The following is a 15,333-nucleotide window of genomic DNA, read 5'->3' as shown; positions in this document are numbered from 1 at the left end:
TGTGAGCATGAAAAAGATTTTGCCATTTTTATTCTCATTTCTCGGAATATTCATGTTTTCACAACAAATTCAAAGTTTTGAAACGATTTTTAATGATAAAATAAGCATTCGTGCGCTCGAAATTTACGATAATAAAGTTTGGTACAGCGGAACAGATTCTAAGTTTGGCTTTGTTGATGTAAAGAATTTTAAAAATCAAAAGCAGATTAAGTTGTCGGAAAAGAAATTGCAGTTCAGAACGTTAGCTCAAAATAAAGATTCATTTTTCGCCATAAATATTGAAAGTCCGGCTTATTTTTTTAAAGTTGATAAGAAAACATTGAAATCTGAAATTGTATTCACAGACACCGTTAAAACAGCTTTTTATGATGCTCTTCATTTTGTAAATGATAAGCTTGCTTTTACGTTCAGTGATGCGGATAAAAATAATGATCTGAAATTGGCAGTTTTTAAGAATGAAAAATGGAAAATATTTCAAAATCAAATTAAACTAAATGAAGGTGAAGCAGCATTTGCAGCAAGTAATACCAACATTGCTTCATCAAAAAAATATCTTTGGATTGCAACCGGTGGAAAAGCATCAAGAATTTTAAGGTTAAATTTTAAAAATGAAAAAATTGAAACATTTAACACCCCTTTTATTCAGGGAGAATCTTCTCAGGGAATGTATTCAATAGATTTTTATGATCATCAATTCGGAATTGCGGTCGGTGGAGATTACACAAAACAGGAGGCAAACGTAAACAACATTGCAACAACAACTGACGGTGGCGAAACCTGGCAAATTCAGGCTTCCGGAAAAAATGCAGGATATACAACTTGCGTAAAAATTAAACCAAATTCTAAAGGAAAAGAAATTATTTCCGTTGGTGATCAGCATATCAGCTATTCTTCAGATTATGGGAAAACATGGAAGAAAATTTCTGATGAAAAAGGATTTTTCGTGTGTAAATGGGTAAATAAAAATACAGTCGTTCTTGCCGGAAAAGATAAAATTTCTTTACTGAAATTAAAATTTTAGATGTAAAATATAGAGCATTTCTTTGTTAAATACCTTTCGTTATCATTTGTTTGTTTTAATTTTGATTAAAATTTTCTGAATGAAAAATGTAAAAATATTCCTGTTAATTATACTTCCGGCTTTATTTTATTCACAAAAAATAAGAGTTTTCATTCTTGCCGGGCAATCGAATATGAATGGCTTTGGGTACAACAAAGATCTTCCGAATGACTTAAAAACCTTTAAAGATGTTTATATTTTTCAGGGAAATTCTGTTCCGGACGGTGATTTAAATGGCGGAGTAGGAAAATGGGATATTTTAAGACCCGGAAACGGAACCGGATTTAAAACTGACGGGAAAACGAATATACTTTCAGACAGATTCGGATTGGAGCTTTCTTTCGCTAAAAAAATGAAAGAACTTTTCCCGAATGATAAAATTGCATTAATAAAATACGCCAGAGAAGGAACTTCAATTGATAGTTTAGCTGCGGCGAACTTCGGTTGCTGGGATGCAGATTTTAATGGTAAAAATGGAATTAACCAATATGATAACTTTTTAAAAACCGTAAAAAATGCTTTATCTGAAACAGATATTGACGGAAACGGTAAAAAAGATGAGATCGTTCCATCCGGAATTCTTTGGATGCAGGGCGAGGGCGATGCAAGCTACACCGAAGAAATCGCCAATAATTATTACAATCACCTGAAAACGTTGATGAATCAAATGAGAGCAAGTTTGCTGACAGACGATTTACCTGTCGTGATCGGAAAAATTTCAGACTCAGGGAAAAATGAACAGGGAAAAGTATGGCCAACAGGCGAGCTGGTGCAATACGCACAGGAAAAATTTGTCAAAAATGATAAAAAAGCGGCCATTATCCGTTCAACCGTAAAATACAATTACGGAAATGATCCTTGGCATTATGACAGTGCAGGTTACATCGATTTAGGGAAGAATTTTGCAGAAGCGGTATTTAGACTCATTATAAAATAATTAGGATAGATAAAGCCTACTATAATTCATGATTTAAAATTCAGAAGTTATAGTTAATTTTGCATTGTGAAATTCACTGTAGAATTTTCTTATAAATTTAAAATTTTAATGAATTCTTTAATAGATAAATATAATATTCCCGGACCTCGTTACACGTCTTATCCTACCGTTCCTTATTGGGACGAGAGTACTTTTTCGCCCGAAAAATGGAAGGACAGCGTGATTAGAACTTTCAATGAAAGTAATTCGAAGGAAGGAATTTCTATTTATATTCACCTGCCTTTTTGTGAGGCTTTATGTACGTTTTGTGCTTGCCATAAGCGTATTACGAAACAGCACAGCGTAGAAATACCTTACTTGGAAAGCGTTTTAAAAGAATGGAAGCTTTATCTTGAACTTTTTAATGAAAAGCCAAAATTAAAAGAACTTCATTTAGGTGGAGGAACGCCTACTTTTTTCTCTCCTGCTAATTTAAAAACTTTACTGGAAGGTATTTTTGAGACCGTTGAAATTGCCGAGCATCCCGAATTTTCTTTTGAAGGACATCCGAATAATACATCAAAAGATCATCTTCAGACTTTATATAATTTAGGATTCAGAAGAGTGAGTTTTGGCGTGCAGGATTATGATCCTAAAGTTCAGAAAGCAATCAACAGAATCCAGCCTTTTGAAAAGGTGAAGGAAGTGACGGAATGGGCGAGAGAGATCGGTTACAGAGGAATCAGCCATGATTTGGTTTTCGGACTTCCGCATCAAAGTTGGGAAGCGATGGAACACACTATTCGTAAAACAATGGAATTGAAGCCGGACCGTTTGGCGTTTTATTCTTACGCTCACGTTCCATGGGTGAAAGGTGTCGGACAAAGAGGTTTCGATGAAAATGACCTGCCAAGTGGAGAAGAAAAACGCCGCCTGTATGAAGACGGGAAAAAATTATTGGAAGATTTAGGATACATCGAAGTAGGAATGGACCACTTTTCCTTGGAACATGACGATTTGTATCAATCTTTAATTCATAAAAAATTACACAGAAATTTTATGGGCTACACCTCAAGCAATACGCAATTGATGGTGGGTCTTGGAATGTCTGCTATTTCAGATTCATGGTATGCCTTCGCACAAAATGTGAAAACAGTGGAAGAGTATCAGAAAATAGTTGAAGAAGGCGAAATTCCTGTTGTGAAAGGACATATTTTGAATGAAGAAGATTTAATTGTAAGAAGACATATTTTAAATTTAATGTGTCAGCTGGAAACAACTTTTGATTCCCAGAATTCTTTTCCTGAACTGGAAAATGCTTTTGAAATGCTGAAAGAAATGGAAAATGATCATCTGGTTGAAATTAATGACAATCAAATTAAAATTACCGAAAAAGGAAGAGCATTTACAAGAAATGTCGCCATGGTTTTCGATTTAAGAATGATGAGAAACAAACCTGAAACAAGGATATTCTCAATGACAATATAAAAGAAAAGCGATTCAATCTGAATCGCTTTTTTATTTATAATTAAAATATAAATTTTATTAGTTTAATTGGATTTTATCCAATTCTCGATTAAGTCGTCCCTTCGGGACTCCCCGCGTTATAATTAAAGCTTACTGCCTTCTGCTGATCGCCTAAAGCTACTTAATAATCAGTTTCTGACTGTAAGATTTTAGTTCACCTGATTTTAAAATTAAATAATAAACTCCGGCAGGAATTCCTGAAATATTAATACTGTTGTCGTTGTTGATGGCTGCATTTTCCAATACTTTTCGGCCTTCTGCGCTGATGATTTCGGCGGTGATGTTTTTATCTTTTAAGCCTTCAACAAAAACTTTACCGGAAGCAGGATTAGGATGAATTTTAATCTGATTTAAATTAGCAATTTCCCCTGTAGCCAAAGTTCCTGTGGTGACTTTATAAACTTTTCCGTTGTTTACGGCGGCTACATACAATTCTTTCTGAGAATCCTGTCCGAAAGTAGAGAAATTATTTCCGGAAAAAGCTGGTGTCCAGGTAATTGAATTATCCGAATTTAATATTCCGATTTGTGTCGAACAATAATCTGCAAAGAAATATTTTCCCTGTAAAGCCGGATAAACATTGCCTCTGTAGACATAACCTCCTGTTATCGAGCATTTTCCTCCTGAATGATCATAAACTGCGATCGGGAAAGTCATCGTAGAAGAACTTGCGCATCCTGCGGTGTTGTAGGCATTATTTCCTTCGTAGCAACGCCATCCGTAGTTGATTCCGGCTTGGGTGATGGGCATTCTGTTGATTTCCTCAATCTGTCCCTGACCGACGTCTGCTATCATGGCATTTCCTGTCGTAAGATCAAATGAAAATTTCCATGCATTTCTCAATCCGTACGACCAGATTTCATCCAGTCCGTCGACTGCTCCAACAAAAGGATTGTCAGAAGGAATTGCATAAGCTGCCGTAGTATTTACATCTACACGAAGCATTTTTCCTAAAAAAGCATTTTTATTTTGTGCATTATTGTTGGGATCTCCACCGCTTCCGCCGTCTCCGGTCACGATCCATAACATTCCGTCGGGTGCAAAATGGATACTTCCGCCATTGTGATTGTCGAATGGTTTGGGAATATTAAATAAAATCTTTTCGGAATTGGGATCTGCGACGTTTGCATCCGAACTTACGGTGTATCTGGCGACGATAATATTGCCGGCTGTATTGTTGTAATACACAAAAAAATACCCATTTGTTGAGTATTGCGGATGAAAAGCTAAACCAAGGAGACCTCTTTCACCTCCGTAAAGGATTTTAGAGCTGATGTTTAAGAAATTCGTGGCATTAACCGTTCCGTTGGGCTGTACGATTTTGATGATTCCATTCTGCTGAACGACAAACAATCTGGTGTCATTGGCATTGGTAATCTCGACCGGGGCCGTGAATCCCGTGGCAAATTCTTGTAAATTAATGCTTTGTGCATTAAGGATTAAGGAACAAATAATGCTCCATGAAAATAGTAGTTTTTTCATAATATTTTGATATTTAGTGTGTTGAAATAGTTAGAATGAAAATTTCATACCAATCAAAATGAAAAATCGATTAAAATAATAAAGAAATAGTAATAAATATTTAATATAAATGAGAATATCAAAATATCTGAAAATAAAGCATTTCTGTTGTTAAAAATTCATAAAATATTAAAAAATGATTATATTTGCCGACTTAATTTAACGTAGTTATATCAAAATGCAAGGAAAAGGACTTATTACAATTGTTGCTATTGTACTAGGGTTAATTTGCTTAAACGAGCTATTACCAACATGGTACGCCAGCAAAATTGAAAGGCAGGCAACTGCTGTTGCAGGAGACAATCCGGAAAAGTATCAGAAAGAAATCGCAAGACTTTCTAAGGATACTTTGAATCTAGGATTCACAAAACTTTATTACTCTAAAGCCAAAGACAAGGAAATGAAGCTTGGTCTTGACTTAAAAGGAGGGATCAACGTTCTATTGGAGATCAACCAAAGAGATTTGGTAAACGATCTTACCAATTATTCTACGAATCCTGTTCTTATTGAGGCTTTAAACAAGACTGATGAAGTTCAGAAGAATTCTACAAAAGCTTATATCGACAATTTCTTCGATCAGTTCGAGGCGATCAACAAAGCGAAAGGTACCAACCTTAAGCTTGCTGACCCTGAATTGTTTGGAACAACAACGCTTACTGAGATCAAGTACAATACTTCTGATGAGCAGGTAAAGAGCATTGTGAAAAGAAAGATTGATGCTTCTGTAGGTACTGCCTTTGAGGTAATCAGAACCAGAATTGACAAATTGGGAGCTATCCAGCCGAACGTGCAGAGAGTACCGGGTACAGCAAGAATTTCTGTTGAAATGCCGGGTATGAAAGACATCGATAAGGTGAAAAAAATGCTTCAGACTTCAGCAAAGCTTCAGTTTTGGGAAGTACAGCAGTCTCCTGAGATTTATCCCTATTTCCAGACATTATCTACAGTAATTGCTGCTAAAGGTGATTCTATGGGAGTTGCAAAAAATACAAATCTTATAGCAATGCTACAAGGTGGCAAATCCGGAAGCCCAAGCTCTGTCGGAAGTGTAAAATTATCTGATACTGCTGCTGTAAACAAGATTTTGAACAGCAAAATTGCTCAGTCTTTACGTCCGTCAAACATTAAATATACACAGTTCCTTTGGGGTTACAAGCCTGAAGCTACCGATGCTGAAAGCTTGGTATTGTACGCAATCAAAGGTAATGTCAACCAAAAAGCTCCTGTAGACGGTGCTGTTGAAACTGCCAATATCAGCTATGACGAGCTGAGCAGAGTAGTAGTAGACATGCAGATGGATTCTAAAGGTGCTAAAGAATGGAAAATCTTAACCGAGAGAAACGTTGGTAAACCGGTTGCGGTAACATTGGACGGAAGAGTTTATACGGCTCCGAATGTTGTAAATGCCATTCCTAACGGTAGAACCCAGATCTCCGGTAACTTCTCTCAGGAAGAAGCTAAAGAATTGGTAGACGTTTTAGGTGCCGGTAAATTGCCTGCAGGTGCAAAAGTGGTTCAGGCTACTGTTGTAGGACCTTCATTAGGACAGGAATCTATCAATGCAGGGGTTATTTCATTTGCTATTGCATTCTTGATTATTATCGTTTATATCATTTTCTATTACGGTGGCGCAGGAGTGTACGCTGTAATTGCAATGATCATCAACTTATTCTATATTTTCGGAATTATGGATTCCGGAGACTTTACGTTGACGCTTCCTGGTATCGCGGGTATTGTACTGACAATGGCGATGGCGGTAGATACAAACGTAATTATTTACGAAAGAACAAAAGAAGAATTATTCGCAGGAAAAGGTATCCTTGAAGCCTATAAAGACGGTTTCAAACACGCTTTAAATGCAATTATCGATGGTCACTCTACGACTTTCCTTACGGCGGTTGTATTGTTCTTCTTCGGAACAGGACCTATCAAAGGATTTGCTTTAACCTTAATGATCGGTATCGCAATGACTTTATTTACTTCGGTATTGCTTTCAAGAGTAATGATCTTCTCAAGATTAAATAAAGGAAAAAAACTTTCCGTTTGGACGGCTCCTACAAAAAACTTATTCAGAAATACGTGGATCGACTTCATTGGAAAAAGAAAATATGCATATATCTTCTCTGGGATCTTAACTTTAGTATGTATCGGCTCGATTGCAATCCACGGATTCAAATACGGGATCGATTTTACAGGAGGTAGAAACTATGTGGTAAGATTTGATAAAGCGGTTAATGCTGAAGATATCGAAGGGAAATTAACAACAATATTCAAAACCGAAGACGGTAAAAACTCTTCTGTTGAAGCTAAAACTTTCGGAAATGACAAGCAGCTGAAAATCTCTACAGATTATCTTATCGAAGACGAATCTTTAAAAGCTGACCAGACTGTTGAGCAAAAACTATACGAAGGCTTAAAAGCAAACTTACCGGCAAATACTACATTGCATGATTTCAAAGCTGCTGATAAAGAGCATGCGGGAATCATTTCTTCTGAAAAAGTAGGACCTACGGTTGCAGATGATATCAAAACTCACGGTATTCTTGCTGTTGTAGCGGCTTTAGCGGGTATTTTCATCTATATTTTGATAAGATTTAGAAAATGGCAATTCTCTTTGGGAGCTGTTGCGGCGCTATTCCATGATGCGATTATCATTTTGGGGGCGTATTCATTGCTCCATAAATTCATGCCGTTCAACATGGAGATCAATCAGGATTTCGTTGCCGCGATCTTGACAGTACTAGGTTACTCGATAAATGATACGGTAATTATCTTTGACAGAATCAGAGAATACTTAAGAGAAAAGAAATCTTTAACATTAGCAGGATTGTTTGATGACTCTATTTCCAGTACTTTGGGTAGAACATTCAACACTTCATTTACGACGATCCTTGTGATCTTGGCGATCTTCATTTTTGGTGGAGATAACCTGAGAGGATTTATGTTTGCGATGTTAATCGGTATAGGATTCGGTACGTATTCATCAATCTTCATCGCGTCGGCAATCGCCTACGACTTCCTTAAAACAGGGAAAGAAGGAGAAGTACACGGTAAAACGACTTCAGAAAAAGAAGTACTTGCTTCAAAATAATTTATACTACAATAAATAAGAAAAAAGTCTTTCAATTTTGAAAGGCTTTTTTTATGCATAGTGCTGATTTTTGGTGGTTAATATTATATTAAATTTTTATTTGAAGCTATTCCTGCTTTCCACTGTATCTTTTTGGTTACGGCCTCCGCTTCGCTCCGCCCGCAACCAAAAAGGATGTCGTTACAATCAGGGCTAGGTTGCGGTCGTTTATTTCAACATTTGAAAGTATCCACAATCTTTGTCATCCTGAGCGCGAAGCAGTCGAAGGATCTCAATTCAAAATAAAAACAGTATAATGTAAACTATTAACCATCAACTAAAAACCATCAACAATACTATAATTTAGAATCATTATTTTTTCTTATTTCGTTATTTTTGCACCGTTATGGAAAACTCGAGGAAAAAAGCGGCCATTGGCTTCATATTTATTACGTTACTGATTGACATTACAGGATGGGGTATCATTATTCCTGTGGTTCCGAAACTGATTGAGGAACTTATCCACGCAGATATTAGTGAAGCCGCAAAATATGGTGGCTGGCTAGGTTTTGCGTATGCATTTATACAGTTTATTTTCTCCCCCGTTGTTGGGAATTTGAGCGATAAATATGGACGCAGGCCTATTATTTTGATCTCACTTTTCGGTTTTGCGATTGATTATATTTTCCTGGCTTTGGCACCCACAATCTGGTGGCTTTTTTTGGGAAGAATTATTGCAGGAATAACGGGAGCCAGCGTCACAACAGCAAGTGCCTACATTGCTGATATTTCTACGGATGAAGACAGAGCCAAGAATTTTGGGTTAATTGGTGCCGCTTTCGGATTGGGTTTCATTATTGGGCCTGTTTTGGGCGGGCTTTTAGGACATTACGGAGCCAGAGTTCCTTTTTATGCAGCAGCTGGATTATGTTTGCTCAATTTCCTTTACGGATATTTTATTCTTCCTGAAAGTTTAGATAAAGATAAAAGAAGGGAATTCGACTGGAAGCGTGCAAATCCCGTCGGTTCATTTAAATTTTTAGGAAAGCATCCGGAAATTTCAGGATTAATTGTTTCTTTAATTCTAATTTATATCGCGGGACACGCCGTTCAAAGCAACTGGAGCTTTTTTACCATGTACAAATTCAGCTGGACGGAAAGAATGGTCGGGATTTCCCTTGGAGTGGTAGGATTATTGGTAGGATTGGTTCAGGGAGTTCTTATCAGATGGACGACCCCGAAATTAGGCGAACAAAAAAGTATCTATTACGGATTGGCATTGTACGCAATCGGAATGCTGTTATTTGCTTTTGCAACTGAAGGCTGGATGATGTTCGCGTTCCTCGTTCCTTATTGTTTGGGAGGGATTTGCGGACCGGCTCTTCAATCGGTGATCACAAAAAGTGTTCCGTCAAATGAGCAGGGTGAATTGCAGGGCGCTTTAACGAGTTTAATGAGCGCAACTTCTATTATCGGACCTCCGATGATGACGAATTTATTCTATTTCTTCACGCACGATGATGCTCCGTTTAAATTTTCAGGAGCGCCGTTCTTTTTGGCATTTATTTTAATGGCAGTCAGTGTGGTTATTACTTATTTTAATTTTAAGAAAGGAATTAAAAACAAGATTTGATTTAAAAACTATTTAATTAGAGAAAACTTGTTGTTCTTTTTAAGTAAAACGCCTTTATCTAAATACATTTATCGATGAATCTCTGATTTGTATAACTTAAAGCAGTTAGTAAAAAATCTTTGTCAACTTTGTGTTAAAGCATTATTACTAAAAATAATTATTCAAAATAAAACAGGGAATCGAGCTTCGGTTCCCTGCTTCGTTGAAAGAATTTAGTATTTATGGAAATAATATTAATTAAATGTAACTAAAATTGGCCTATAAATCCTTCCGATGTGAATTAACTATTTGTTAATTTTTTATTTCATAATAAATAATTAAAAGAATTTTAACATACACAAACTAAAATGCATGATTCAAAGCTCAGAACTTAATGTGTAAATCTTAAAATTTGTTTAAAATATTACATAACTGCATTACATATGTATAATCTTTCGTAATTTTACATCATGGAATTAAGCATTGGAGAAATGGCATTGATTGCAGTGGCAATCGTTGTATTATTCGGACCGGATAAACTTCCTCAGATAGCGCGTGACTTAGGGGCAGGCGTTAGAAAAATGCGTGGTGCAGTGGAGGATATCAAAACTGAGATCATGAAAGAAACAGACAACCCCGTTTCGGAAATCAAGCGTGAAATTGAGAAAGTAAAAGATGCCGCGAAAGATTTTAATCCCTTAAATGACATTCAGAAAGATGCTTTAACGGAGCCGACATCTTCTAATGAGCTTCCGGTTGTAAAGCCTTCAGAAGATGAGACTTACGAAGGCCCTGTAAGCAGATAACCGATGGAGGAGATCATTCAGGAAGATAAAAAGGTGTTTTTGTTTCTCAATAATTTGGGAAATTCTTCCTTCGACCAGTTTTGGATGTTGATTTCAAGCACCTGGATCTGGGTCCCGCTGTATATTATTTTATGTTACTTTCTATACAAAAATTATAAACTAAGATCTTTAGTTTTTATACTGATATTCATTGCGTTAGGCGTTCTTGTTTCCGATCAGCTGGCGGGCGTTTTTAAATATGGCGTTGCAAGGTTAAGACCTTGTCATGACCCGGCTTTGGAACATCACATGAGAATTGTAAAATGTGGCGGGCAATTCGGCTTTTACTCGGCACATGCTTCTAATACCTTCTTTTTAGCTACATATCTAAGTATTTTATTAAAAAATAAAATTAAATGGATTCCTTATGCTATATTTGTGTGGGCTGCAGTAGTTGCTTACAGCCGCATTTATTTAGGAGTGCATTTCCCGATAGATATTTTGGTGGGGGCGTTTGTTGGTACTTTATTGGGAGTGATTTTTGGTGCACTCGCAAAAAAAGTAATCAATAAACAAACTATAACTTCATGAAAAATCATTTACTTCTCTTAGCTTTTGCTATCACATCATTAAATCTTTACGCGCAGAACAAAGCCATGGCAGACGAATGCTTTAAAAAAGCCGATTACAAATGTGCAGAAGAGCAATATTCAAAGCTAGCGGAAAAAGAACAGATCCAGAAATTTCAATCGGAATATTACAATAATCTGGGAACATCTCAAAGAAGATTAGGAAAGACAGCTTCAGCCTTCAAATCTTATGAATCAGCATTAAAAGCAAACCCTTTATCGGCTTTGGTATATGAAAATCTGGCGTCCTTGCACAGTCAGAAAGGAAGCAAGGTAAAAGCACTGGAATACGTTGATAAAGGTCTTCAGATCGAGCCGGAAAATGCAAATCTTTATTTAACCCGTTCTAAAATTTATGACAGTCAGGGTAAAAAAGAACTGGCTGTAAAAGATTTAAATCAAATTCTAAGTTTTGCGCCTGAAAATATTTATGCAAGAACAGGTTTAGCTAATCTTAAGAAAAATAATGGTGATCTGGAAGGCGCATTGAAAGATTACAACCAGCTTATTTCAGAAAAACCGGAATCTCTTTTGTACAACGGAAGAGCCGATGTTTATTTTAAAATGAAAAAATCAAAAGAAGCTCTGACGGATGTAAATAAAGCCATTTCAATCGATCCCAAATTTGCCCAGTCTTACGTTACAAAATCACTGATTTTATTTGATTCCGCGAAACCAAAAGAAGCCTGCGATAATCTCAATAAAGCCGTTACATTAGGCTATGAAAAAGGTCTTTTGGTAGATTTATATGCTAAATGTACGACTGCTGTAAAATAATAAATCAACTTTAATATAAAACTTAAAAGTATCCTTTTGGGTACTTTTTTATTTATTTTAAATGATAATGAAAGCCTTTATCTAAAGATTAAATGGGTTAAAATCCTCAGTTTTACCTATTTTTGAAGCCATAAAAAATATACATGTTAAATATTGTTCTTGTAGAGCCTGAAATACCGAATAACACTGGAAATATCGGACGGTTATGTGTAGGCACTGAAAGTAAATTACACCTTATTCATCCCTTTGGATTTATAATTAATGATAAAAACCTGAAACGTTCCGGCCTGGATTATTGGGTTCATCTTGATGTCTCGGAATATGAAAATGTTGATGAATGGATTCAACAGATTCCTGATCAATCCCGTGTTTTTTTGATGAGCTCACATGCTGAAAAATCATATTTAGAGACTGATTTTCAGGATGGTGACTGGTTGGTTTTCGGGAAAGAAAGTGTTGGTTTAAGCAAAGACGTTTTATCTCGTTTTGATAATCATTTAACGATCCCGATGTCAAATTTAATCCGAAGCTTTAATATTGCAAATTCTGTAGCTTTTGTGGTTGGTGAAGCAAAAAGACAGATTGGTTTAAAAGTTTAAATAATTAAAAATCCCAAGTCTGATATCTGAAATCTATCATCTGAAATCTCGTTTAATCGTTATGATAAGGCTTTCCCTGCAGAATCTGATCTGCACGATACAATTGCTCCACAATAAACAACCGGATCATCTGATGGGTGAATGTCATTTTAGATAACGACATTTTTTCATTGGCTCTGCTGTAAATCTCTTCTGAAAAACCATAAGCTCCCCCAATTAAAACATGAATTTTTTTCACAGAAGAATTCATCCAGCTGTCAATTTTTTGTGAAAACTCACGGCTGGTAAATTGTTTTCCTTTTTCGTCGAGAATCACAACAAGGTCATTTTTATCGATATGATTTGAAAATAATTTTGCTTCTTCTTTCTTTAAAAGATCAGAAGAAATATTTTTGGCATTTTTAATGTCCGGAATTTCTATAATCTCGAAATTCCAGTGTTTTGGGAGACGTTTAAGATAATAATTGATTAAAGAATTGATTTCCTTATCGTCTGTTTTACCGATACAAAGCAAATTAATCTGCATTTTTTGTCTTTAAAATAATTGAAGCCTCAAAGATATTCATAAATTAAAAAACGACATAATAAAGGACGTTTTAAGTATAATTTTAAATATAAAAAACAGTATTTTTGTAGTCACAGCATTTGAGCATGGCAATAAAAGTTCCCAGATTTATCTTGAAAATTCAAGAGTTTTTTGACGATATACATATTCCCGTTTTAGGAATATCGCTTTGGCAGATGTTCCAGATTTATATTTCAGGAATTTTTAAAGGCAAAATTGGGAGAAAGGCTGCTTCTATTTCGTGGAGCTTTACGATAAGCTTATTCCCGTTTTTGTTGTTTTTGCTTTCTGTTTTACCATATATGCCACATTATGATAAGCTTCAGTTCTATATTTTCGAGGTTTTGATTCATAATGTTTTTCCTTCCAATATGGAAACCGATGTTCGGGGATATATCGAACACAATATCATTCCCAATATGAAGGGAATCAGTAATTTAACGATTGTCCTGGCTTTGATTTTCGCAACCAACGGAACTTTTTCTTTAATTAACGGATTTAATGAAAATTCAGAAGAAAAACTGACTGATGTAAAGGAATTTATTCTTTCATTTTTTATCACAATCGGCTTTATAACCATTGTAATTATGACGCTTTTCGGGGTTTATTATTCGGAAGTGGTGCTGAAATTATTTACCCCAAATTATGACGTAACCTGGCTGTCAAAAAACCTTTCAAAAATCATCGGATTTGTTTCTTTTCCAGTCTTTTATTTCATTTTGCTGACCTTATTTTACTGGTTGGGAACCGTGAAAATTATGAGATTCAGACAGGCAGTTCCGGGTGCCATTCTGACGACTGTTTTATTTGTGGTGACAACGTATTTTTTTGCCATTTATGTGAAAGATATTGCCCGCTACAACGTTTTGTACGGGTCCATCGGAAGCATGATTTTATTGATGGTTTGGGTAAATGTAAACGTTTATCTCCTCCTTTTCGGAAATGAGCTGAATATGGCGATCAGAAAATTACGGATAGAAAAACTCCTGTCTGATGAGCTTAAAAAAGGCGCCACCTATTATCAGGCTTTAAATACAGAGCCTAATTTAGAAAGTGATGAAGACCACAAGAGACCCTTTGATATTGAGAAAAAGGATTAATCTTCTTCGATCTGATTTTTTTTAGAGCTTAATTTTAAGATTAAAAATCCTAAGACTGCCGCAATAAAAGAAGCAATTAAAATCGCAAATTTAGCTTCATCCTGAATTTCAATTTCTCCTCTGAATGAAAGTAATGCAATGAAAATCGACATTGTAAAACCGATTCCTGCCAGAAAACCAACGCCCAACATCTGAGACCACGAGCTGTTTTGTGGGAGCGAACTGAGTTTTGCTTTAATGGCTATAAAAGAAAATAAGTTAATTCCGATTAATTTCCCCAAAATCAGGCCTCCGATAATTCCCAGGCCTAAAGCGCTTGTTAAGCCGGCAATCATTCCGCTATTGAAGGCAATATTTGTATTGGTTAATGCAAATATCGGCATAATTAAAAAGCTTACAGGAAAATGGAGTTTATGTTCTAATTTTTCCAAAGGTGAAATTTCTACATGGGAAGCATTCGTCGGAATCGAAAATGCCAGTAAAACACCTGCAATCGTCGCATGAATCCCGGAATGATGCAGAAAATACCACAAAAACAATCCTGGAATAATATAGAAAATAATTTTAGTTACTTTTAAATAATTTAATAAAAATAATAAAACGGTTGTTCCAAAAGATAGTAATAAATACATCCAATGAATCTGTTCAGTGTAAAATATTGCAATTACCAAAATGGCTCCCAAATCATCTACAATTGCCAATGCTGCAAGAAAAATTTTAATTGAATTCGGAATTCTCTTTCCCAACATGGAAATAATTGCCAGTGAAAAAGCAATATCCGTCGCCATCGGAATTCCCCAGCCATTACCATATTTTGTGCCGATATTGAAGATTGAATATATCACCGCCGGAACCAACATTCCGCCGATAGCTGCAAAAATCGGAAGAGACGCATTTTTAAAAGAAGAAAGCTCGCCTTCAACCATCTCCCGTTTGATTTCAAGACCTACCAAAAGAAAGAAAATAGCCATCAATCCGTCATTGATCCAAATGCTTACAGGATATTTGAAATGAAAAAGATGAACGCCGATTTCTGTATCTAATAATTTCTGAAAACCTTCACCGGCAGATGAGTTTGCAATTAACAACGAGATAATTACACAAAAAATAAGTATAATTCCTGATGACTGGCTGCTGTTGAAAAATCTTTTAAAATATAGGCTTAAATTCAT

Annotated in this window: 13 protein-coding genes; 10 read left to right on the top strand and 3 right to left on the bottom strand. The window is 35.8% G+C overall.

Going from position 1 to position 15,333, the window contains the following annotated elements:
- Positions 1-7: 7 nt before the first annotated feature.
- The 3 genes from BLT04_RS00560 to hemN all read left to right on the top strand — a co-directional run bounded on the left by BLT04_RS00560 (position 8) and on the right by hemN (position 3,464).
- Positions 8-1,021 carry a WD40/YVTN/BNR-like repeat-containing protein gene (locus BLT04_RS00560; protein ID WP_089752640.1) on the top strand — a complete coding sequence of 338 codons (1,014 nt, stop codon included), beginning with the start codon at positions 8-10 and terminating at the stop codon, positions 1,019-1,021.
- Positions 1,022-1,100: 79 nt separating this feature from the next.
- The gene (locus BLT04_RS00555) at positions 1,101-1,997 is read left to right on the top strand and encodes a sialate O-acetylesterase (RefSeq protein WP_089752638.1); all 897 of its coding nucleotides are present in this window, start codon (positions 1,101-1,103) and stop codon (positions 1,995-1,997) included.
- Positions 1,998-2,105: 108 nt separating this feature from the next.
- Complete coding sequence (hemN, locus tag BLT04_RS00550) at positions 2,106-3,464, top strand: oxygen-independent coproporphyrinogen III oxidase (protein ID WP_089754149.1); 1,359 nt, start codon at positions 2,106-2,108, stop codon at positions 3,462-3,464.
- Positions 3,465-3,620: 156 nt separating this feature from the next.
- On the opposite strand, the gene BLT04_RS00545 is transcribed toward hemN, so the two are convergent.
- Positions 3,621-4,985 (bottom strand): PQQ-dependent sugar dehydrogenase, encoded by a 1,365-nt coding sequence (locus BLT04_RS00545; protein ID WP_089752635.1) that lies wholly within the window; start codon positions 4,983-4,985, stop codon positions 3,621-3,623.
- Positions 4,986-5,202: 217 nt separating this feature from the next.
- Between BLT04_RS00545 and secD the strand changes: the two genes are divergently transcribed.
- The 6 genes from secD to BLT04_RS00515 all read left to right on the top strand — a co-directional run bounded on the left by secD (position 5,203) and on the right by BLT04_RS00515 (position 12,496).
- Positions 5,203-8,115 (top strand): protein translocase subunit SecD, encoded by a 2,913-nt coding sequence (secD, locus tag BLT04_RS00540; RefSeq protein ID WP_089752633.1) that lies wholly within the window; start codon positions 5,203-5,205, stop codon positions 8,113-8,115.
- 385 nt (positions 8,116-8,500) lie between these two features.
- Positions 8,501-9,727, top strand: coding sequence for a TCR/Tet family MFS transporter (locus tag BLT04_RS00535; RefSeq protein ID WP_089752632.1), 1,227 nt, complete (start codon positions 8,501-8,503; stop codon positions 9,725-9,727).
- Positions 9,728-10,176: 449 nt separating this feature from the next.
- Positions 10,177-10,512 (top strand): Sec-independent protein translocase subunit TatA/TatB, encoded by a 336-nt coding sequence (locus BLT04_RS00530; protein WP_089752630.1) that lies wholly within the window; start codon positions 10,177-10,179, stop codon positions 10,510-10,512.
- A 3-nt stretch (positions 10,513-10,515) separates the two neighbouring features.
- Entirely contained in the window at positions 10,516-11,082 is a 567-nt protein-coding gene (locus BLT04_RS00525) for a phosphatase PAP2 family protein (protein WP_089752628.1), read from the top strand.
- Positions 11,079-11,897: a tetratricopeptide repeat protein gene (locus BLT04_RS00520; protein WP_089752626.1), complete on the top strand. Its 819-nt coding sequence runs from the start codon at positions 11,079-11,081 to the stop codon at positions 11,895-11,897. The genes BLT04_RS00525 and BLT04_RS00520 overlap by 4 nt, the downstream gene beginning before the upstream one ends.
- Before the next feature lie 143 nt (positions 11,898-12,040).
- Positions 12,041-12,496 (top strand): tRNA (cytidine(34)-2'-O)-methyltransferase, encoded by a 456-nt coding sequence (locus BLT04_RS00515; RefSeq protein ID WP_089752624.1) that lies wholly within the window; start codon positions 12,041-12,043, stop codon positions 12,494-12,496.
- Between the two features lie 52 nt (positions 12,497-12,548).
- Here the strand turns inward: BLT04_RS00515 and BLT04_RS00510 are convergent, their stop codons facing one another.
- Entirely contained in the window at positions 12,549-13,022 is a 474-nt protein-coding gene (locus BLT04_RS00510; RefSeq protein ID WP_089752622.1) for a 23S rRNA (pseudouridine(1915)-N(3))-methyltransferase RlmH, read from the bottom strand.
- Between the two features lie 125 nt (positions 13,023-13,147).
- Here BLT04_RS00510 and BLT04_RS00505 point away from each other — a divergent pair, with 125 nt between their 5' ends.
- Positions 13,148-14,161, top strand: a complete 1,014-nt coding sequence (locus tag BLT04_RS00505; protein WP_089752620.1) for a YihY/virulence factor BrkB family protein — start codon at positions 13,148-13,150, stop codon at positions 14,159-14,161.
- On the opposite strand, the gene nhaA is transcribed toward BLT04_RS00505, so the two are convergent.
- A complete protein-coding gene (nhaA, locus tag BLT04_RS00500) occupies positions 14,158-15,333 on the bottom strand; it encodes a Na+/H+ antiporter NhaA (protein WP_089752617.1) in 1,176 nt (391 codons plus the stop codon). The genes BLT04_RS00505 and nhaA overlap by 4 nt on opposite strands.

This window comes from Chryseobacterium soldanellicola, assembly GCF_900100115.1.
GTDB classification, from domain to species: domain Bacteria; phylum Bacteroidota; class Bacteroidia; order Flavobacteriales; family Weeksellaceae; genus Chryseobacterium; species Chryseobacterium soldanellicola.
Note: the sequence above shows the minus strand (reverse complement) of the source record. Positions and strands in the feature narration are given on the sequence as shown.